Genomic DNA, 21,222 nt, shown 5'->3' on the forward strand with positions numbered 1-21,222 from the left:
GTTCTAGTATTTACTAAATTTCACATATATTAAAACCGTCCTCTTATTTTCGTAAGTAAAAAAAGCTAAAAATGCCTATCAGAATCAAAATAGATAAGGCGGCAAATTTAGTTATTTTTTCATCTGATAGAGTCATTTTTAACATACTCCATCCCTGAAAACGTTTTGCAAAAATGCTATTTAGAATAAGAGTTGAAACATGCAACAAGACCAAAGCTAAAAATAAGTTTGCAAAAAATTCGTGTAAGCCTTTTAGAGAATAATTAAAATGCTCAGTCGCATACCCTAGTCCCACCACAATTGGGATTACAATAAAAATAAGAACAATGGAAACTTGAAAAAGTGCAACGCTAATTGAATGAATTGAATTTTTAGAAAAAATACTCTTTAGATTGGTATGACTCAAAGTTTTTTTGATCGCACTCATCGCCACATTAGTTCGCTTTTTAATACCCAAGGGCTTTGTATTTGAAATACGTGGACTCAAAAAATGCCAGATTACTCGCACGGTAAGACTAATAAGAAGTATGTAACCAAACATCATATGGACTTGGTGTAGATCTTCATTATTACCTGTAAAATAAGCACCAATAAAGCCAAGCATAATAGTTATATGTAAAATGCGTATTAAAATATCAATGTGTGTCCATGTTTTTGACATCACAAAAGCTCAAAATTGAAAAGTTAACTATGACTGTGACAATTGAAACTTAAACAAATATTAATCAGATTCTTTTCATCACCCACATAAAAAAAAGAGTACCCATATAGATACTCTTTTTTTCAAAAATTTAGCTTAATTAAAATCTAGTATCGCGTATTTGAACTAAAGTTGAATTAGCTTTCGCCAAGCTATCTACGACTTTGTTCATTACAGCTGGAATCAAGCTATCTGCCATCTGTGCCGCTTGCAAACCCAACTTTTCACCTAAGGTTGCTTTCTTACGCGTGTTAATCACATAGACATCATGCTGTGCTAATAAAGCTAATAGATATTCATCAGATGTTTGTAATTTATCAACAAGGTTGAGATTAAGCGCATCTTCGCCATACCAATGTTCACCTGTAGCGACTTTATCAACATTAAGCTGTGGTCGATACTTTTCAACAAAGTGCTTAAATAACACATGAGTTTGTTGAAGCTCTTCTTCGAACTTCGCTTTACCTTCAGGTGTATTTTCACCAAACATAGTCACAGTACGTTTATACTGCCCTGCGGTATAAAGCTCAAAATCAACATTATGTTGTTTTAAAAGACGATTAAAATTTGGAACTTGAGCAACTACACCAATTGAACCAACAATAGCAAATGGTGCTGTAATAATTTCATTTGCAATACATGCCATCATGTAGCCGCCACTTGCTGCCACTTTATCTACACAAATCGTCAGATGGAAACCTGCATCGCGTAAGCGCACCAATTGAGCTGCTGCTAAACCATAACCATGTACCATGCCGCCAGGGCTTTCAAGGCGAACAACGACGCGATCACGCCCTGCTTTAGCAGTAGCTAAAATGAGGGTAATTTCTTCTCTCAAGTTTTCAACTGCTGAAGCTTGAATATCACCTTTAAAATCTAACACAAAGATTTTCTGATTATTTTTACGGCGAATTTTAGCTTCTTTAGCAAGTTGTTGAGCCAATTGTAAAAGTTCTAAACGACTTGCAGTTGTTTGTGCAATTTTTTTTCTCTGTTCATTTACACGTGCATTTAAATGACTCACACGTATTTCTGCAGGGAGTTTAGGCAAATGGAATAACATAAAATTCTAAGCTCATAAGTTATCTTTTATAGCCTTAAGATGTGGTCCTTTTGATTAAAATTCAATAGCGTTTTTGCAAAATAGATTCATTTTCATTTATAAAAATAAAAAAAAGAGCACATGGCCCTTTTTCTTATATGAACTACGAGTTAACCAAATCGTCCAGTAATATACGCTTCCGTCAACTGATGGTCAGGTTGAGTAAATACTTTTTCAGTTGAGTTGACTTCAATCAAATCACCTAAATGGAAATAAGCCGTACGATCTGAAACACGTGCCGCTTGTTGCATTGAGTGAGTCACAATGACAATCGTATATTGCTCTGATAGATCAGAAATCAATTCTTCGATTTTTGCTGTTGCGATTGGGTCAAGTGCAGAACATGGTTCATCCATCAAAATCACTTCAGGACTTACCGCAATGGTACGTGCAATACATAAACGTTGTTGCTGACCACCCGATAAACCAGTACCTGGTTGATTCAAACGATCTTTCACTTCTTCCCATAAACCCGCTTTACGCAAGCTATTTTCAACAATTTCTTCAAGATCATATTTATCACGTGCCAAGCCATGAAGTTTAGGACCATAAGCTACGTTATCAAAAATAGTTTTAGGGAATGGATTTGGCTTTTGGAATACCATACCAACTTGAGCACGTAATAATACGACATCAAGGTTTGGGTCATAAATATTGTGGTTATCGAGTGTAATCTTACCTGTTACACGGCAACCATCAATTGTGTCATTCATGCGGTTTATCGTACGAAGAAAAGTAGATTTACCACAGCCTGACGGTCCAATAAAGGCAATAACTTCGTTCTTGTAAATATCGAGGTCAATACCCTTAATCGCTTCAAAATCACCATAATAAACATGGGCATCTTGTGCACTAATTTTGATTTCGGTTGAGTTCTGCTTTTTTGAAGTTTGTGGTTCAAAATGCGAAACATATGAAGTGCCATGATTGTGCGATTTATCTGTAAATTGAGATTGTTCAGTGTTCACTAACTTATCCTTTTCTAAGGAATTCGTAATATCAATAGTATTCATTATTTATCCTCTATTACCAACGCACTTCGAACTTTTTACGTAACCAAATTGCAAGACTGTTTAAACCAATCATTAATGCAAGTAGTACGATAATCGCAGCGGCAGTACGGCCTTCGAAGAAGTTACGCAACTCATTACCTTGCCATAAGTAAACTTGGACGGGTAAAGCAGTTGATTGATCAAATGGAGTCGTTGGAATGCTTGCAACGAATGCGCTCATTCCAATTAAAAGTAAAGGTGCAGTTTCACCAAGCGCATGGGCAACCCCAATAATCGAGCCTGTCATAATGCCTGGTAAAGCTAATGGTAAAACGTGGTGGAAAATGGTCTGGAACTTAGAAGCTCCTAAACCAAGTGCAGCTTGTCGAATAGAAGGTGGTACTGCTTTTAATGAAGCACGAGTCGTAATAATGACTGTCGGTAATGTCATTAAACTTAAAACTAAACCACCTACTAACGGAGCAGATAAAGGTAAATGCATCCAGCCAATAAAAATTGCCGCACCGAGTAAACCAAACACAATTGAAGGAACAGCAGCAAGGTTATTAATGTTGACTTCAATAATGTCTGTAAGAATATTTTTTGGAGCAAATTCTTCAAGATAAATTGCGCTGGCAACACCAATTGGAATTGCAATAAGGATCACAATTAGCATCATGAATAATGAACCCATAAATGCACCTGCAAGACCACTAATTGCGGGTGAACTACGAGAGTCCGGATTCTTAAACAAGTTCAAATTGAACGTATTTTCAAGAAGACCTTTTGCTTTTAGATCATCTGCAAGTTTACGAACTTCTGGTTCAAGTTGTTGCTGATCATCTGGCAATGAACGGTTAATATTACCTTTTAACCAAACATCGACATTGGCATCACCCAAGAAATTAAGATTTTCTTTCTTACCAATTAATGATGGGTCCGCAAAAACCATGTCACGTAAACGATAAGCCTCTGAACTTGCATAAAGACTACTTAAATGATCACGTTCATTTGCAAGTGTAGGGTCTTTGGCAATCATTCCATTTACAATAATGCCATCCCAATCCACCATACCCATTTTGGTTTGCCAATTGATATAACGCTCTTGATAATGTGCAGGTGTTTCCCCTTGCCCACGAACAGGTACTGGACCTGCATCAATCACTTTCGGATCAAAGTAAATTGGAACATTCATACTCGTTTGCCAAAAAGCAGGTAAACCTTTTGCCAAAATACTGCTAAACAATAGCGCAACAAATGCAAGTCCAATTACGACTGCCGAGAAACCAGCATAACGAAAAGCTTTTTCTTTGCGATGACGTTTAGCCAAAGATTTTTCGATGACCTGTTTACGTCGTTCACGTGATTCAGCAGCAGCTTTTGGATCAAATACGTTCTGATCCATAGGAGACGATGTATTTGATGTACTCATTCGTATTGCTCACGGTATTTACGCACAATGTACAGTGCAACAATGTTTAAACATAAGGTAATCACAAATAGTGTTAGACCTAACGCGAATGCAACCAAAGCTTGTGGGCTGGCAAAGTCAGTATCACCAGTTAACTGTTTTACGATCGTAACGGTCACTGTCGAAACGGCTTGAAATGGATTTGCATGTAAAAGTGGACTGTTCCCTGCTGCCAAAACCACAATCATGGTTTCCCCTACGGCACGAGAAACAGCTAATAAAAAGGCACCCGTAATACCCGGTAAAGCCGCGGGTAAAACAACCTGACGAATTGTTTCCGACTTAGTTGCTCCAAGCCCTAAAGAACCGTCACGTAAAGCACGAGGTACTTGAGTAATAATGTCATCTGATAAAGAAGAAACAAACGGGATAATCATGATTCCCATAACAAAACCAGCAGTTAAAGCACTGGTCGCATTAATTTCAAGACCAACGTAAGCACCAGCTGTCTTGAAAAATGGTCCAATAATCATCATGGCAAAAACACCATAAACAATTGTTGGAATACCAGCTAAAACTTCAATTGTTGGTTTTGCCCATGAGCGCAACCATGGAGAAGCATATTCAGCTAAATAAATGGCAATCATTAGTCCAATTGGTACAGCAACGAGTAAAGCAATGCCACTGACCATGAGTGTGCCCCATAGCAATGGCAATAGACCATAACTACCTTCAGCATTACCCGAAGTACTAAAGCCTGGGTTCCACTCTGTCCCGAAGAAGAAATCAAGCGGGCTTACAAAACGGAAGAAGTGCATTGCTTCACCAAACATCGACATCACAATACCGATGGTTGTTAAAATCGCAACGCCAGAACATAAAATCAAAGCAACATTAATTGCACGTTCAACTTGGTTACGCGCACGATATTGTTGATTAATTTTTTTCTTTGCCCACACTAAACCCAATAAAGCTGCGCAAACAACAACAGCAAATTTGGCAAAAGAACCAATGGTTTGAAATTTTGCGAACTGTTGTGCAGCAGCTAATTCATAGGTTGCCGGTTTATCACTTACCCCAAAACCAGAAGCAATTGATTGAACACGATCAACTAATACACTTCTGCCAGCTTCATCAAGTGAAGCACTTATCGATGCTGGAATATTATTAAAAATAATATGGTTTAAAATACTTGGTTCAACCAAGCTCCAAATGATCAAAATTAAAAAAGCAGGGATACCGCACCAAAGCCCAACCAATGCACCATAATAACCAGGACGAGAATGTAACGTCGCTGAGTTGCTTCCCTTACCTGCTAGGCTACGACTCTTTCTCAGCCCAAGTTGATATGCAATTGCCACAAGGGCTAACAGCACACCGATAAGTAGCAGATTCATGTACTCTCCACTGTTTTCTCAATTGTCATAATTTGGAAAAAACAAGTTAGACAAAAAGGCTGATGAACTCTCAAGATCACCAGCCCCTATTCCAAACTAGCTTATTTAACAGTTTTACCTGCTTTAAAGTCAGCCAAAACTTTTGCACGTTCTGCATCAGACATTGCGATTAAACCATCACGCTCAGCTTTAGAACCTTTACCAGTTGCTTTTTTGCTTACGAAATATTCTACGTATTGTGGTAAGCCTTTAACTGATTTTAAATGTTCGCCTTTCACATAGAAGAACAATGGACGAGATACAGGATATGTACCGTTCAATACTGTTTTCTCAGATGGAAGAACGTTATTTACTGATGCTACACGTAACTTGTCACGGTTCATATCATAGAAACTTAGACCAAACACACCTACTGCACTTGGAGAAGTCTTTAAGCGAGCTAATGTTTCTGTGTAGTCACCAGCAATTTCAATTACACGGCCATCTTTACGGAAAGTTGAACATGCTTTCTTCTGAGCATCTTTTTCTAGGCTTTTGAAGTATTCATACGATTCACAGCCAGCATCAACCATTTTCTCTTGGAAAACTTCACGAGTACCGTGGTTAGACGCAGGAATTACAAGTGTAATCGGTTCATTTGGAAGTGATTTATCAATCTGGTTCCAGTTTGTATATGGGTTTGGAACCAATTTACCTTTTGAAGGTAACTGTGCAGCTAAAGCAGCAAAAATATGGTAAGGCTTTAATTTATAAGCTGCTTTATGTGAGTTAGACGCAAATACGATACCGTCATAACCAATTTTGATTTCTTGAATTTGTTTTACACCAGCTTTGTTACAAGCTTCAATTTCAGTACTTTTAATTTTACGAGAAGCGTTAGCAACGTCGATTGTGTTATCGCCAACACCTTGACAGAATTGTTTCAACCCAGCAGAAGAACCGCCAGAACCAACTACAGGAGTTTTAAATTGAGGGAATGTATTACCAAACTCTTCAGCTACAACGCTGGCAAATGGTAATACAGTTGAAGAACCAGCAATTTGAATCGTATCACGAGCTGCATTTGCAGTCGTTGTTACAGCTGCCCCAGTTACTGCTAACGCAATTGCGATTTGACGTGGATTTAAGCGCATTCTGTTCTCTCTCATTAATGCAATAGGTTGTACGTCACTTTTTGTTGAGTGCTTGTACGCTCTTCGATAGCTGCATTGTGAATAGAAAATATGACAATTAAGTTACAGTATGATGACGCTTTAATGATTTCGATATTGTTAATTGTCACATTATTATTTTTTATCTATTATCAGATATTTAATTAAACCCGAGTGGGCATTTTACCTTGTATAGTAGTCTGTATTATGACACTGATTAAAAATATAGATTTTAAATTTTTATAAAATATAAAATCAAAAGATATTATAAATATTTTAAAAATCTACAATTTAACTCTATTTTCAATTGTACTATTAAAAATAATTTTATGACCAAAAATCTTATTAAATATTGCAATAAATAATAATTTCTTTGTAACATGAAAATAATATGACAAAAGATAAAGGGTTACCTTCCTTGTGTCAGGTAACCGCAATATCATTGTCAATTTAAATTATCAACTAGATTGAACTTCTGGAAGCACAACCATTTTTTTACGATATTTTAAGAAATACATAAGTGCTAAAATACCAAGCCAGATAGGGCCTAAAATAACAGCCAATCTCATATCTGGCGTCATTGCCATAATAATAAGAATAAAACATACAAAGCTAATGGTTAAATAATTACTCCATGGGCTAAGAATGCTTTGAAATTTGGTTTGACGTTTTTGCAATTTCATTGCTTTCGTAAATTTCAAATGAGTCACTGAAATCATAAGCCAGTTAATGACAAGTGCAGCCACAACAAGCATCATAAAGAGCTGAAAAGCTTGGCCAGGGATCAGGTAATTTACGACCACACATATTGCTGTGATTGATGCAGAAAGAACTGCGGCTGGAACTGGAATACCACGACTGTTTACTTTTTTCAAAAATGCCGGAGCATTACCCTGCTCTGCTAAACCATGCAACATACGGCTATTACAATAAATACAGCTGTTATAAACTGAAATGGCAGCAATTAAGACAACAAAGTTTAAAACGTTCGCAACGCCATTACTGTTTAATGACTGGAAAATCATGACAAATGGGCTACCACCTTCTGCAACCATATTCCATGGGTAAAGGCACAATAAAATCCCAATTGCCCCGATATAAAAAATCAAAATACGATAAACAATCTGGTTCACTGCTTTTGGAATAGTGGTTTCAGGTTTCTTTGTTTCAGCCGCAGCAATACCAATTAGCTCTAAACCACCAAATGCAAACATAATGACGGCCAAAGCCATGACAAAACCATGAATCCCATGCGGGAAGAAACCACCGTGTTGCCATAAATTTGCAATGCCTGCTTGCGGACCAGCAGAACCTGTAAATAAGAGATAGGTACCAAAGCCAATCATACTTAAAATTGCAACAATCTTAATGCAAGAAAATAAGAACTCAGACTCCCCAAAGAAGCGGACATTTACCAAATTAATGCCGTTAATTAAAATAAAGAAAAATAAAGCAGTCATCCATGTCGGAATTTCAGGCCACCAAAACTGAATAAAGGTTCCAATTGCACTAAGTTCAGCCATGCTCACCAGTACATACAACACCCAGTAGTTCCAGCCAGACATAAAACCAGCCATTTTGCCCCAGTACTTATTGGCAAAATAACTAAATGAACCACTGACTGGTTCTTCAACAACCATTTCACCTAAATGACGCATAATTAAGAAAGCGATAATTCCGGCAATTGCATATCCTAATAAAATCGAAGGACCTGCCAGTTTAATTGTTTGAGAAAGACCTAAAAATAATCCTGTTCCGATCGCACCTCCAAGCGCGATGAGTTGAATATGCCGATTGGATAAGCCTTGTTTTAACTCGTGCTTATTGTTTGCATCCATAACATTATCTCCAATGTTGGTGTCACTTCCTGTACACCTTTATTCAGCACCATATCCGAAGGCCAGAAACCGACCTTCGGAAATACGTTTGCTTTAATATGAGTCCATTTAATTTTTAAGAAGAATTTTCCTATCTTCTATTTAAAACGAGCTTGCATCCTTACATTTAATAGGCTGGGAACGCTCCTTTAAAATTTCGTAACCACGATCGCCATAGTCAAAACGTGCAATCACCGAAGCAAATTTTTTCAAACTCACTGGTGCATCCATTGCTGGTAGTTTTAATTCAATAAAAGTTAATTGATCATTTTGATGAATATTATCTAAGACACTTTTGAGCTGCCCAGCAGTTTCTACGACATAGGTGGTATGGCCCTTTTTCCCGTTAAATACAGCTGGAATTTCAGTGTATTTCCAGTTTTGCACATCGTTATAAGCCGCGTTTTCACCCATGATTAAGCGCTCAATGGTATAGCCGCCATTGTTAAGCAAGAAAATGATTGGCTTTAAACCATGACGAATAATCGTAGAGAGTTCTTGCACAGTGAGCTGGAATGAACCATCACCAATAAATAGAATTTGACGACGCTCAGGAGCTGCCAGCAAACTACCAAGTAAAGCTGGTAAGGTATAACCGATTGAACCCCAAAGTGGCTGAGCAATGTACTTAGCTGTAGCTGGAAGTTTTAAACCAGATAATGCAGAGTTTGAAGTTCCCACCTCTCCAATAATCACATCGTCTTCTTTTAAGAAACCAGCAATATAGTTCCAAAGTACATCTTGGCTTAGCTTTTGTTGCGCTGGCGCTTCAAAGGCTTTTTGAGGCTGTTGTTCAAGAAAAGGTTTAGTCGCTTTACGCGGTGCAACCTTTTTATTTAACTCAACAAGTAATTGTCCAATCTCAATACCCGGAAAATCCTGACCGAAAATATTCAGACCATAAGATTTTATTTCAATGTAGTTCTTGGCTTCAATTTGATGGGTAAATACAGCTGAGCCTACATCGGTAAAGCGTGCACCAATACCAATTAAGCAGTCAGACTGTTCAATTATATTTTTAACATGTGGCTGGCTTGCACCACCAACATACGTACCAATGTAACGTGGTGAACCTTCATCCATAATATTTTTTGCAGTATTCATACCTGCAAATGGAATTGAGCACTTTTGAGATAAATCATTAAGAAGAGAAGTCACACCAAAAACTGAAGCTTCATTATCAATCAGAAGCGCTGGACTTTTTGCATTGGCAAGGATGTCACAAAGCTTATTGACAACACTGTGCAATAACTCAGGTTCAACAGCTGGATAGCTTAAATCGAGCGGACGCTCACTTACTTCAATTTTAACGTGAGTAATATCACCTGCTAACTGGATATGTACAGGACGACGTTCAAGGAAACACTGGCGCAAAACGCGGTCAATTTCAGATGCAGCATTTGCTGGTGTTAAACGTGTTTGAGCAACCGTGAACTCTTTCATACAGTTCATGATATTGTCATAGTTACCATCGACCAGCGTATGGTGTATTAACGTACCTTTTTGAACTGCATGTAAAGGTGGAATACCTGAAATATGAATAAGAGGTACATTTTCTGCATAGGCGCCGGCAATACCATTAATTGCACTTAAATCACCTACACCATAGGTTGTTGCCAAGGCAGAAAAACCATTGATTCGTGCATAACCATCTGCTGCATAAGCAGCATTTAATTCATTACAATTTCCAATAAATTCGAGTTCTGGATCTGCTTCAACTTGTTCTAGATATGAGAGGTTAAAATCACCAGGTACACCAAAGAGATGTTGGATACCCATTTGTTTTAGACGAAGATTTAAAAAGTCACCGATTTCTATGAACATTGCTCTATATCCTTTGAGACCAATTTTTATTCCATAGAAAAATAATATTTCATCTACCTTTTAGATTTCGTGCATAATGAAAACGCATTTTAATAAAAATACATGATTTGTGTATCATAAAAGGATTTTATGCAATGGATAAGTTCGACTGGCAAATCATTCAGGCACTACAAAAGAATGGACGCCTCACCAATCAGGAAGTTGGAGATTTAATCGGTTTATCTGCTTCCCAATGTTCTAGACGACGACAGCTACTTGAGCAAAAAGGCATAATTTTAGGCTACACTGCCCGTATCCAGCAACAAGCGCTAGGACTAGAAGTCACAGCGATGATTCACATTAATTTAAGAACACACGAGGCAAAATCTCAGCAGGCTTTTCAAGAGTTAATTGAAGCGGAAGATAACATTCAAGATGCATTTTCAATTAGTGGCGATGCGGATTTTATTTTAAAAGTAGTTGCAGAAAACTTAGAACAGCTTTCTCAATTCGTCACTGAAAAGTTGCTTTCTTATAATTTTATTGGTCATATAAAGTCTTACATTGTTCTTAAAAAAATTAAAGAACAGAATCATTTTTTAATCAAACCTAAAAGTCACGGCTACCATCACACGACTTAAGCAAGTTAGTTTTTTGATAAAAAACTTAGAATAAAAAGGCGGACACAAGATCCGCCTTAAAGTTGATGTTTATATTTTACTAATGTGTAGCGTTTGCCCAATCGTATTTTCAAGCAAGCCTTCCAGACCAAATTCAGCACCTAAACCTGACATTTTCCAGCCACCAAAAGGAGCATGCGGTAAAACCTCTGCATGTGTATTTACCCAAACCGTACCGCATTGAAGCTGAGTCGCGTAAGTCTGAGCAGCTTTAATGTCGGAAGACCAGATTGAGCCACCTAAACCAAACTCACTTGCATTAGCTCGTGCAATTGCATCCTTAATATCTGTATATTTTAAGACAGGCAACACTGGACCAAATTGTTCTTCTTGTACCACACGACAAGACTCATCAACTTCAGTCAAAATAGTAGGTGCAATAAAGTAACCTTGCTCTGGTAACTGCTGTTGCCCAGATAGTGCTTTTGCACCCTGTTCAATCGCTTCAGAGATAAGAGTTTTCACTTTGTTATATTGCATTTGGTTCTGCACTGGACCAAATGTTGTAGAAGACTCCATTCCATCACCCAATATTTGAGCATTGGCAATATCAGCTAACTTTTGAGATAACGCATCGTATTGGCTTTCATGCACATATAAACGTTTTAGCGCCGCACACGTTTGACCCGCATTTAAGAAAGCTGTATTGAAAATCTTAGCTGCAATTTCATCTATATTTGCATCAGGTAAGACAATGCCAGCGTCATTACCACCGAGCTCTAAAGTCAAATGTTTTAGCTGTTGAGCTGCCCCCGTCATAATGTGCTGTCCAGTTCTGGTTGAACCCGTAAACACAACTTTTTGTACATCTGGATGCGAAGATAATGCTTCACCAATCTCACCTGCACCGACAACAATCGAAATAACACCAGCAGGAACTTCTTGCTGAATAATTTCACACAAACGTAAAGTCGATAGCGGTGTATATTCAGAAGGCTTGCTAATAACAACATTACCGGCACGTAACGCAGGCATGATATGCCAAACTGCAATCATGAGTGGCCAATTCCAAGGTGTAATTGAAGCTACTACACCTAAAGGCTGACGATGACGCTCAATACGCTTAGCTTCACTGTCTTCAATAATTTCAACAGGTAAATCCATCGCTGCCGCATAGCGAGTCCAACCAATTGCACCCTGCACTTCCATTTGTGCTAGCGCAAGTGGCTTACCTTGTTCAAGCACAACAAGCTCTGCAAGCATAGCTGCGTGCTTTTCAATGCCATCGGCAATCTTGTTTAAAATCGATTTACGTTCATCATGTGAAACTTGTTGCCAAGCTTTAGAGGCCTGTTTAGCTGCACTCACTGCTTGATTTACTTGCTCAACCGATGCTTTTGCACAACGCACAGCTGTTAAACCTGTAGCAGGGTTAATAACTTCTAGTTCACCTTGTTCACCTGAACAAGATTGACCGTTAATAATCAGTTTAAATTCATTAAGCACATTAACTTGTTGCATTTCTTCTTCCTTGTCTTAATTGTAATTACAGCCACTTACTTTTTTCAGTTAAAACGGGATTATTTAAAGTAAGTACGATATTGCTATATCAATGTGACCAAAAATATTGGGGACATACCAATACAATAAGAAATTTGCATAAGATAGATCATGCATAATTATTTTTGTTTTTGAAAAATATGCATGGTTTGTGCATATATTCATTTACTCATACACATCTTGAATAAAATTATCTGTAATAAAAAAGCCCAGTAATAAACCGGGCTTTTTTTGGTATCAACTCAATTAGTCGATTGGTGGCACATAGTTACCAGAAGCAATCGCATCTTTAATGCGGTCAGCTTCAGCCAATACTTGACCTAAAAGGTTTTTAACATTTTCGAATGTCACAACAGGGCTTAATGTGGTCATTTTCAATGACTGTACATCGCCTACTTTCGTTACACCGATATTTGCTTCACCACGTGCAAACAATTCGTCCGCTACGTTTTGGTTTAAGCTATCGATAAACTCAACTGGGTAGCCTTGTGGAACAACGCGGAACAATACCGAAGCAAACTGTGGCTCAACTAACAGCTCTAAACCGTCAGTTGCCTTGATGTAATCTGCAACTTCACGAGTAAGTTTTACACCATGGTCAATCATTGAACCATAAAGGTCTTCACCAAGTGATTCGATTGTCATCCACAATTTCAATGCATCAAAACGACGAGTCGTTTGTAATGACTTAGAAACAAGGTTTGGTACACCGTGCTCTTCGTCATAAGCAGAGTTCAAGTATTCAGCTTCGTAGTGCATGAAACGATAGTTCGCTTCGTCTTTTAGCAAGAATGCGCCACAGCTAATGCTTTGGAAATAATGCTTATGGAAGTCGAGGGTAATCGAGTCAGATAACTCAATACCGTCAAGCATTGCACGATAGTCATTTGACAGAATTAATGCACCGCCCCATGCCGCATCGATATGCATCCATGAACCATACTTAGTCGTAATTTCACGGATTTTCTTCAATGGGTCGATTGCACCCGCATCAGTCGTACCAGCTGTTGCAACTACACAAGCTACAACTTTACCTTCTGACTGAAGATGCGCCATCGTTTTTTCAAGAGCATCAACATCCATCTGTGCATTTTCATTCACAGGAACAGTAACAACTGACTGGAAGCCCATACCCATCATTGCCATGTTCTTTTGCACAGAGAAGTGTGCATTTTCAGAACAAATAACTTTGACGTTTTTCATTGCTTCAGCTGGAATACCATCACGCTGTACAGACCATGGCTTACCATTTTCGTCTTTCCAGTTTTTCGAAATGCACCAGTCACGAGCAAGCAATACACCCATCAAATTAGATTGTGTCCCACCAGAGGTGAAAACACCCGCCTGACCAGAACCATAACCTACTTTTTGACGTAACCAATCAATCAGCTGAACTTCCATCAATGAACCTGCAGGGCTTTGATCCCATGAGTCCATAGACTGGTTAGTTGCATTGATTAACACTTCCGCGATTTGGCTCATCACCATGGTCGGACAGTGTAAATGTGCTAATGAATGTGGGTGATGTACTTTCAAGCTTTTATTTAAGAAAAGCTCAATCATACGTTGAAGCGAGTGCTGTACACCCATACCTTCTTTTGAAGGTTGGAAAGAAATTGCTGAACGCAATTCTTTAATGCTACCGCCTGTGTACATTTTCTCATTTTGCAACCATGCTGAAACGGCTTTTACCGCTTCACCCATTGCTGACTCATAGTCAGCAATGGATTGTGCATCATTGCAGAGTAACGCTTTACGATGTTCTGCAAAATCCACCATACTTATGCGCCTCGTACTGCAACCAATGCTTCTGCAATTGCTTTCTTAAAGCGAGCAATTACCTCAACACACTCTTCTTGAGTGATGATAAGCGGGCAAAGTAAACGAATTACTGTACCGTTACGACCACCTTTTTCAAGCAATAATTTATTGTTGAAACAAGCAGTTTGAATTGCAGCAGCTAATTGCGAATCTGCAGGAAGCGAACCAATACGATCAGCTTGTTTACGCTCGTCAACGATCTCAACACCGATCATTAAACCGCGACCGCGCACGTTACCGATACATGGAAACTCTTGAGCCATTTTTTTAAATTCAGCTTGTAAGTAATCACCACGTTCTTGCGCATTTTGAGCAAGGTTTTGTTCAGTAATCGTTTTTAATACGACAAGACCAGTACCCATAGCAAGTTGGTTACCACGGAAAGTACCCGTGTGACCAGCAGGTTGCCAAGCATCAAATTTACGTTTAATACCTAATACTGCAAGTGGTAAACCACCACCTACTGCTTTAGACATTACAACAACATCAGGTTCAATACCTGCATGTTCAAATGCAAACATTTTGCCTGAACGTGCAAAACCAGCTTGAACTTCATCTAAAATTAAAACGATGTTGTGCTTTTCAGTCACTTCACGGATTTTTTGCAACCATTTTACTGGAGCTGTAACTACACCGCCTTCACCTTGAATCGCTTCAAGAATAACAGCAGCCGGTTTTGTTACACCGCTTTCAACATCTTCAATAAAGTTTTCAAAGAAGTAAGTTAAAGCGTCAACACCAGCTTCACCACCTAAACCAAGTGGGCAGCGGTATTCATGCGGATATGGCATGAATTGTACGCCTGGCATTAAACCGTTAACTGCATTTTTTGCACTTAAATTACCAGTCATAGCAAGCGCACCATGGGTCATACCATGATAACCGCCAGAGAAACTGATCACTGAACTACGGCCAGTGTAAGTTTTAGCAAGTTTAATTGCTGCTTCAGTTGCGTCTGCACCAGCAGGACCGCAGAACTGCAAGCAATATTCTTCTTTACCACCAGGTAAATATGCTAACAATGCTTCAGTGAATGCATCTTTTAAAGGTGTGGTTAAGTCTAAAGTATGCAATGGCAAACCACTTGCCAATGTATCTTGAATACTTTGAATCACCGCAGGATGATTATGACCTAAAGCCAATGTACCTGCCCCAGCTAAACAATCAAGGTACTCTGTACCTTCAACATCAGTAACCCAGCATCCTTGTGCTTTCGCTATCGCTAACGGTAATTTACGTGGATAGCTACGAACATTTGATTCCATTTGACTTTGGCGAGTCAAATAATATTCGTTAGTAGCATTAGTGGCAGGGTTAACGGAAGTAACGCTCATATCGGATTACCATCTCTGATAGGGGTAGAAAGAAATAAGTCTGGTGACTTTTGGTCCTTTGACTCGGTGCTTTATAGAACTAGTAAAGACACTTATTTTATATCTTTTAACTAGGAGCGCGATGATACCTAATTTTACAAGAAAAAAAACGTCTTTTATGTACTTTACTCATCTAAACTTATTGAAAAAATGTATCATCCCAATAGTTATGATGAATTATCATCATACTATGTGACAACCTAAAGAAAATATTCTTTTTTTATATTACTTTGCTTTTTTAAGTTACATTGACATACTTTACTTTTAAGTCTTTATTTTTATAAGAATTTATATTTACCAAAATTTAAAAAAACTGATCTAAATATTACAAATACGCCACAAAATCTGCAAAAGTTATGCATAACTTATGTTTAACATTTCCTAATGAAAAAAATTAAATTTATATTAATTTTTAAAGGAAAAATTATGCGTACTTTAGCTGTCTCAACCCTTCTTTTAGGCTCTCTCCTTAGCCCTTTGGTTTTTGCTCAGGATGGTAATGCCTTGAACTATAATATTGTGAATGTACAAGCTGAAGCTTCTCGACAAGTTTCTAATGATGAAATGCATGCAACTTTATATATTGAAAAAAGTAACAAACAACCAGCCGAACTTTCAAATCAAATTAATCAACTGATGAATCAGGCACTTGCCGTTTCCCGTAAATATCCGCAAGTAAAAGTGGAAACAGGTGCACAAAGTACTTATCCAATTTACGATAACGATAGTAATAAACTAAAAGAATGGCGTGGCCGTGCTGAAATTCGCCTTGAAAGTAAAGACTTTAAAGCAGCAAGCCAGTTAGTAAATGAATTACAACAAAGCTTCCAAACTCAATCAATTAATTTTACGGTTTCAGATGAACAACGTAAAAAAGTTGAAAATGATTTGATGGTCGAAGCGTCTAAGAACTTTCAACAGCGCGCTCAAATGTTGACTCAAGCATGGAATAAAAGCCAATACACGCTAGTTAACTTGAACTTGAATACTAACAACTATTTCCCGCAACCTTTAATGCGAGCAAGTATGGCTAAGTTTGCCGCTGCCGAAGCGGCTCCAGCTCAAGACATGGCGGCTGGTGAATCTAAAATCACTGTAAATGCAAACGGTTCAATTCAATTTAAATAATTTCTTTTCATAAAAAAGCCCTGAACTCATCAGGGCTTTTTTTATTTACTTTTTAAATGGTAAGGCATATTTCAAGATACGGCCTACAACCTGACCAAACTGTTTAGTCAAACTTGCGTTGTTATAGTTCAGACCATATTTTTTACATACAGCTTCAACTTTTGGAGCCATTTGGCGATAACGACGTGCCGGAACATCAGGATATAAATGATGCTCGATCTGATGGCTCAAATGTCCGCTTAAGATATGTAATGCTTCTGAACCTTTTAAGTTTGAAGAACCACGAATCTGGCGCATATACCAATGACCACGGCTTTCTTCCTGTAAAACAGACTTTGGAAATACTTCTGCATCTTTAGTAAAGTGACCACAGAAAATAATCGTAAACGTCCAGATATTACGAAGACCATTCGCAACCAGATTTCCTGTAAATACAGGTAAAGCTGCTGGACCCGCAATTAATGGGAAAAAGACATAATCTTTAAAGAGTTGAGTACCAATCTTTTTATTCACTGGTTTTAACTCTTCTAAAAATTTAGCCTTGGTTTTACGCTTATAAAGAACACGACCTATTTCAAGATTCTGAATCGCTACGCCCCACTGGAACAATAGACAAAATGGAATGCTATAAATGGGTTGAAGCAAGAAACCAGGCTTCCAACGTTGCTCTGGGAATAAGCGAAGTAAACCATAACCAATGTCATCATCTATACCTTTAATGTTGGTATATGTGTGATGTTTATAGTTATGCGTTTGACGCCAGTTATCAGAAGTACCGACGGTATCCCATTCGTAAGTTTGACCATTAAATTTTGGGTCATTCATCCAGTCATATTGGCCATGCATAACATTATGACCAAGTTCCATGTTTTCCATAATTTTAGAAAAGCCTAATAGACCTGTTCCTAAAACCCATGCCGGGGGGAACCAACCTGCAAACAAACATGCGCGGCCCAAAAAGCTGCTATAGCGAACTGCGGCATAGACACGACGGATATATTTAGCATCTTTCTCACCCAAATCATCCAATACTTCTTGTTTGATCTGATCGAGTTCTTTTGCAAATGCGTCAAGTTCCGCTGGCGTCAAATCTCGATTTTTAGGATTTTTAAAATATTCGACTTTCACTGGCATATTCATAAAAGTTCTCTCTTAAAGATCAATAACTAGATCAGATTGTGCTGAGTTCACACAAATTTTGAGTAATTGGCTTGGTTCGGTATTTTCACTACCATTAAGTAAGTTACGTGTAGAGCCTTGAGCTTTACTACAAACGCACTTATTACAAATTCCCATACGGCAACCATGTGTTGGTTTAAGGCCTTCATGCTCCAGACTCACCAAAATTGATTGGCCTTTTGGAATTGCAATGACCTTATTAGACTGGGTTAATGTGACATTTACATAACCAACTTCAGCCGTACTATCACGAGTTAAGCTAAAAGCTTCCGTTAATACAGTCGGTGCTTTTTCAAAAAGCTGTTCCACTGTTGAAACGAAGCCGGAAGGCCCACACGCATATACGGTACTATTTTCCAAATCTTCTACTAATGCTAAATGTTCTGCATTTAAACGTTCATCATTTGGTGTTTCTTGCGTATAAAAAATCTGATAACTAAAATTTGGGAATTGCTCTGCAACTTTTTGAAAGTATTCAATAAAAGCTGCATCCGAACGTTGCTTTACCCAATACAAAAGTTGTACTTGAACTTTATCAAACTGCTGGCTTTGTTTAATTGCAGTGATTAAGCTCAACATTGGTGTAATACCACTACCCGCAGCTAGCATAATTAATTTCGGTGTTTTGATATTTTGTTGCATGTCGCCATAAGGCTGACCAAGCTCAAAAATATCGCCAATTTGGCTTTCAGTCATAAACCAGTTACTGACGATACCATCAGCCACTTTTTTAATCGTTAAACGTAAATGTTGTTCGTCAATTTGAGTCAAGCTATAAGTACGTTCATAACGACGGCCTGCAATTTCGACAATGACCGGATGATGCTGACCAGCAACACCTATTTTCACTAAACGGTTACATTTTAGTGTAAGACTCACCATGTCATGAGTGACAAATTCTTTTTTTACAATTTGAACAAGCCCATGTTTTAGAGACCATAAAGGATTAACTTTTTGTAGCCAGAAGTTAGCCGTTTCTTTATCAAAGATGGCTTGTGTCAATGAATTGAATAGAGAATTTCTCTTTTCGATTACTTGCATAGCTGGAGGCTCTGTCGCTCTTTTTTAATTATTATACACATGTATATATATTTGTATATACACCCGTACTTTTAATTACAATTTCACAAGTTCCCCCTTCTAAGGCTATAATCCTGAGAGTTTACAAATATATTGAACAGCATGACCCAATCTTCACTTTCTCAGAGCCTGAATGACACACCATTAACACAAGATGTCATTGAAATTAAAACAGCTACGCGTTCTGTTGGAAGAAAAGCGACTATTACTAAAGAAGAGCTTTTTCAGGCTGCTCTAAATCTAATTGGCCCGCAAAAGAGTATCGCCTCTTTAAGTTTACGTGAAGTAGCACGAGAGGCTGGAATTGCGCCAAATAGTTTCTATCGACATTTTAAAGATATTGATGAATTAGCGATCTCTCTCATTGACCGAGCTGGTATTGTCTTACGTAAAATTATCAGGCAGGCTCGCCTACGTGCCTCCTTACAAGAAAGCATTATTCGCAGTTCTGTCGATATTTTTCTTCAGCAACTTGATGCCGATGAAGGTAATTTAAGTTTATTACTACGCGAAGGTTTTACAGGCTCTACTTCTTACAAAGCTGCTGTTGATCGTCAATTAAACTTTTTTCAGCAAGAACTACAAGAAGATTTAATTCGTCTAGAGCGCTTAAATAACAATCACCTATACCATCCTGAACTCGTTGCAAAAGCAATTACGCAACTTGTGTTTCACATGGGTGCCAAAGTAATTGACCTTCCAATTCATCAACGTGCGGAAGTTGCTGAACAAACAATGATCATGATAAGAATGATTTTAGAAGGTGCCCGTCATCTAGACGAAGCAAAAATACGATAAATTCCACATAAAATGGTTTGCATTTTGGCAAGCCATTTTTATACAAATATACCTATTTCTTGATAAAAAGATACTTCATAGATTGAAGCAACCAACATGCAAGAGTATAAGTAATTATTATTCTAGCGATACATACCATATTTCCCCACGATATTTAGGGATTCACATGCAAAGTTTGAGTAATCGTCAAAGCCTGATTGCAAGCTATATTCTGATGGGCATTTTTTTGCTTTCGGTTATCCCCTTGCATTTATTAGCAAGTTTTTTTGCAGGCTTTCTCATTTATGAAATTATTATTAGTTTAAGCTCTGTTGTCGAACGTTATATTGATGGCCAAAGAGCCCGCATTTTTATTAGTATTGCATTAAGTATTATTACGGTTTCACTTATCGTCTTTTTCTTTACAAGTTTAATTAGCTTTGTAGTTCATGATTTAAAAGGTGTAGGCGTCCACAATATCAACAATAAAGTTGATCAGACACTACTACATTTACAGGCTGAAATTGGCAAATATCTTCCAGGTTATATTCCTGATAGCGTGACCGAATTAAAAGATGAAATTTTCGCGTTTATGAAAGATAACGTGACTACATTAAAAAATGCCAGTTCTGATGTCTTACATAACTTTGTAACCATGATTATGGGCCTTATTATTGGTATTTTGGTGGCAATCCATGGCTTTCATCGCCGTGCACCACAGCCCGTATTTAAGTCTTTACTCATTCAACGTATTCAAAAACTATCAATTTCTTTTAGAAATGTAGTGTTTGCCCAAATTAAAATTTCAGCAATTAATACACTGCTCTTTATATTATTTGCGTTTGTACTATTACCGATTTGGGGCGTGCACCTACCTTTCGCCAAAACCTTAACCATTCTTACTTTCTTATTTGGCTTAATTCCAATTTTAGGAAATTTAATTTCAAATACGCTTACCTTTATTGCTGCACTTACAGTGTCGCTTGGTCTAGCAGGTGTTGCTCTGCTCTACCTTGTATTGGTGCATAAGTTAGAATATTTTATTAATGCCAAAATTATTGGACATAAAATTAATGCCAATGCATGGGAAATTTTATTGGCAATGTTAATTTTTGAGTCAACTTTTGGTTTAAGTGGCTTAATCGCAGCTCCAATTTTCTATGCATATTTAAAATTAGAACTAAAAGATGCTGGTCTAATCTAATTTTAAATTGATCTATAAAAAAAGCGCCCTTTAGGCGCTTTTTTTAT

At 37.8% G+C, this 21,222-nt stretch carries 17 protein-coding genes; 4 read left to right on the forward strand and 13 right to left on the reverse strand.

The genetic code is table 11. The features are described 5' to 3' along the window. Positions 1-43: 43 nt before the first annotated feature. The 8 genes from I5515_RS02835 to I5515_RS02870 form a co-directional block, all read right to left on the reverse strand. Entirely contained in the window at positions 44-661 is a 618-nt protein-coding gene (locus I5515_RS02835) for a cytochrome b/b6 domain-containing protein (RefSeq protein WP_199964644.1), read from the reverse strand. Positions 662-800: 139 nt separating this feature from the next. Next, positions 801-1,763: a protease SohB gene (sohB, locus tag I5515_RS02840; protein ID WP_199964645.1), complete on the reverse strand. Its 963-nt coding sequence runs from the start codon at positions 1,761-1,763 to the stop codon at positions 801-803. A gap of 149 nt (positions 1,764-1,912) precedes the next feature. Further along, the gene (pstB, locus tag I5515_RS02845; RefSeq protein ID WP_199964646.1) at positions 1,913-2,815 is read right to left on the reverse strand and encodes a phosphate ABC transporter ATP-binding protein PstB; all 903 of its coding nucleotides are present in this window, start codon (positions 2,813-2,815) and stop codon (positions 1,913-1,915) included. A 13-nt stretch (positions 2,816-2,828) separates the two neighbouring features. Next, a complete protein-coding gene (gene pstA, locus I5515_RS02850; RefSeq protein ID WP_199964647.1) occupies positions 2,829-4,226 on the reverse strand; it encodes a phosphate ABC transporter permease PstA in 1,398 nt (465 codons plus the stop codon). Next, positions 4,223-5,602 carry a phosphate ABC transporter permease subunit PstC gene (gene pstC, locus I5515_RS02855; RefSeq protein ID WP_199964648.1) on the reverse strand — a complete coding sequence of 460 codons (1,380 nt, stop codon included), beginning with the start codon at positions 5,600-5,602 and terminating at the stop codon, positions 4,223-4,225. The genes pstA and pstC overlap by 4 nt, the downstream gene beginning before the upstream one ends. Positions 5,603-5,703: 101 nt before the next feature. Then, entirely contained in the window at positions 5,704-6,735 is a 1,032-nt protein-coding gene (locus tag I5515_RS02860; protein WP_199964649.1) for a substrate-binding domain-containing protein, read from the reverse strand. A gap of 476 nt (positions 6,736-7,211) precedes the next feature. Beyond that, positions 7,212-8,591, reverse strand: a complete 1,380-nt coding sequence (locus I5515_RS02865) for an amino acid permease (protein WP_199964650.1) — start codon at positions 8,589-8,591, stop codon at positions 7,212-7,214. Between the two features lie 141 nt (positions 8,592-8,732). After that, complete coding sequence (locus I5515_RS02870; protein WP_199964651.1) at positions 8,733-10,454, reverse strand: alpha-keto acid decarboxylase family protein; 1,722 nt, start codon at positions 10,452-10,454, stop codon at positions 8,733-8,735. A 134-nt stretch (positions 10,455-10,588) separates the two neighbouring features. Between I5515_RS02870 and I5515_RS02875 the strand changes: the two genes are divergently transcribed. Continuing rightward, a complete protein-coding gene (locus I5515_RS02875; RefSeq protein ID WP_199964652.1) occupies positions 10,589-11,074 on the forward strand; it encodes an Lrp/AsnC family transcriptional regulator in 486 nt (161 codons plus the stop codon). A gap of 69 nt (positions 11,075-11,143) precedes the next feature. Here I5515_RS02875 and I5515_RS02880 read toward each other — a convergent pair whose 3' ends face one another. From I5515_RS02880 to I5515_RS02890, 3 genes are all read right to left on the reverse strand, one after another. Then, positions 11,144-12,574 (reverse strand): aldehyde dehydrogenase family protein, encoded by a 1,431-nt coding sequence (locus I5515_RS02880; RefSeq protein ID WP_199964653.1) that lies wholly within the window; start codon positions 12,572-12,574, stop codon positions 11,144-11,146. A 285-nt stretch (positions 12,575-12,859) separates the two neighbouring features. Next, a complete protein-coding gene (locus tag I5515_RS02885; protein WP_199964654.1) occupies positions 12,860-14,392 on the reverse strand; it encodes a pyridoxal phosphate-dependent decarboxylase family protein in 1,533 nt (510 codons plus the stop codon). A 2-nt stretch (positions 14,393-14,394) separates the two neighbouring features. Next, positions 14,395-15,768, reverse strand: coding sequence for a diaminobutyrate--2-oxoglutarate transaminase (locus tag I5515_RS02890; protein ID WP_199964655.1), 1,374 nt, complete (start codon positions 15,766-15,768; stop codon positions 14,395-14,397). Positions 15,769-16,233: 465 nt separating this feature from the next. Between I5515_RS02890 and I5515_RS02895 the strand changes: the two genes are divergently transcribed. Next, positions 16,234-16,935, forward strand: coding sequence for an SIMPL domain-containing protein (locus I5515_RS02895; RefSeq protein WP_199964656.1), 702 nt, complete (start codon positions 16,234-16,236; stop codon positions 16,933-16,935). Between the two features lie 45 nt (positions 16,936-16,980). Here I5515_RS02895 and I5515_RS02900 read toward each other — a convergent pair whose 3' ends face one another. Both I5515_RS02900 and I5515_RS02905 read right to left on the reverse strand, forming a co-directional pair. Then, entirely contained in the window at positions 16,981-18,075 is a 1,095-nt protein-coding gene (locus I5515_RS02900; protein ID WP_199964657.1) for a fatty acid desaturase family protein, read from the reverse strand. A 12-nt stretch (positions 18,076-18,087) separates the two neighbouring features. Beyond that, positions 18,088-19,155 (reverse strand): ferredoxin reductase, encoded by a 1,068-nt coding sequence (locus I5515_RS02905; RefSeq protein WP_199964658.1) that lies wholly within the window; start codon positions 19,153-19,155, stop codon positions 18,088-18,090. Positions 19,156-19,296: 141 nt separating this feature from the next. Here I5515_RS02905 and fabR point away from each other — a divergent pair, with 141 nt between their 5' ends. Together fabR and I5515_RS02915 are read left to right on the forward strand one after the other, a co-directional pair. Next, the gene (fabR, locus tag I5515_RS02910; RefSeq protein WP_199964659.1) at positions 19,297-19,992 is read left to right on the forward strand and encodes an HTH-type transcriptional repressor FabR; all 696 of its coding nucleotides are present in this window, start codon (positions 19,297-19,299) and stop codon (positions 19,990-19,992) included. A 166-nt stretch (positions 19,993-20,158) separates the two neighbouring features. Further along, positions 20,159-21,175, forward strand: coding sequence for an AI-2E family transporter (locus I5515_RS02915; protein WP_199964660.1), 1,017 nt, complete (start codon positions 20,159-20,161; stop codon positions 21,173-21,175). The last annotated feature ends 47 nt before the right edge of the window (positions 21,176-21,222 follow it).

Source organism: Acinetobacter calcoaceticus (assembly GCF_016508255.1).
GTDB lineage: Bacteria > Pseudomonadota > Gammaproteobacteria > Pseudomonadales > Moraxellaceae > Acinetobacter > Acinetobacter calcoaceticus_E.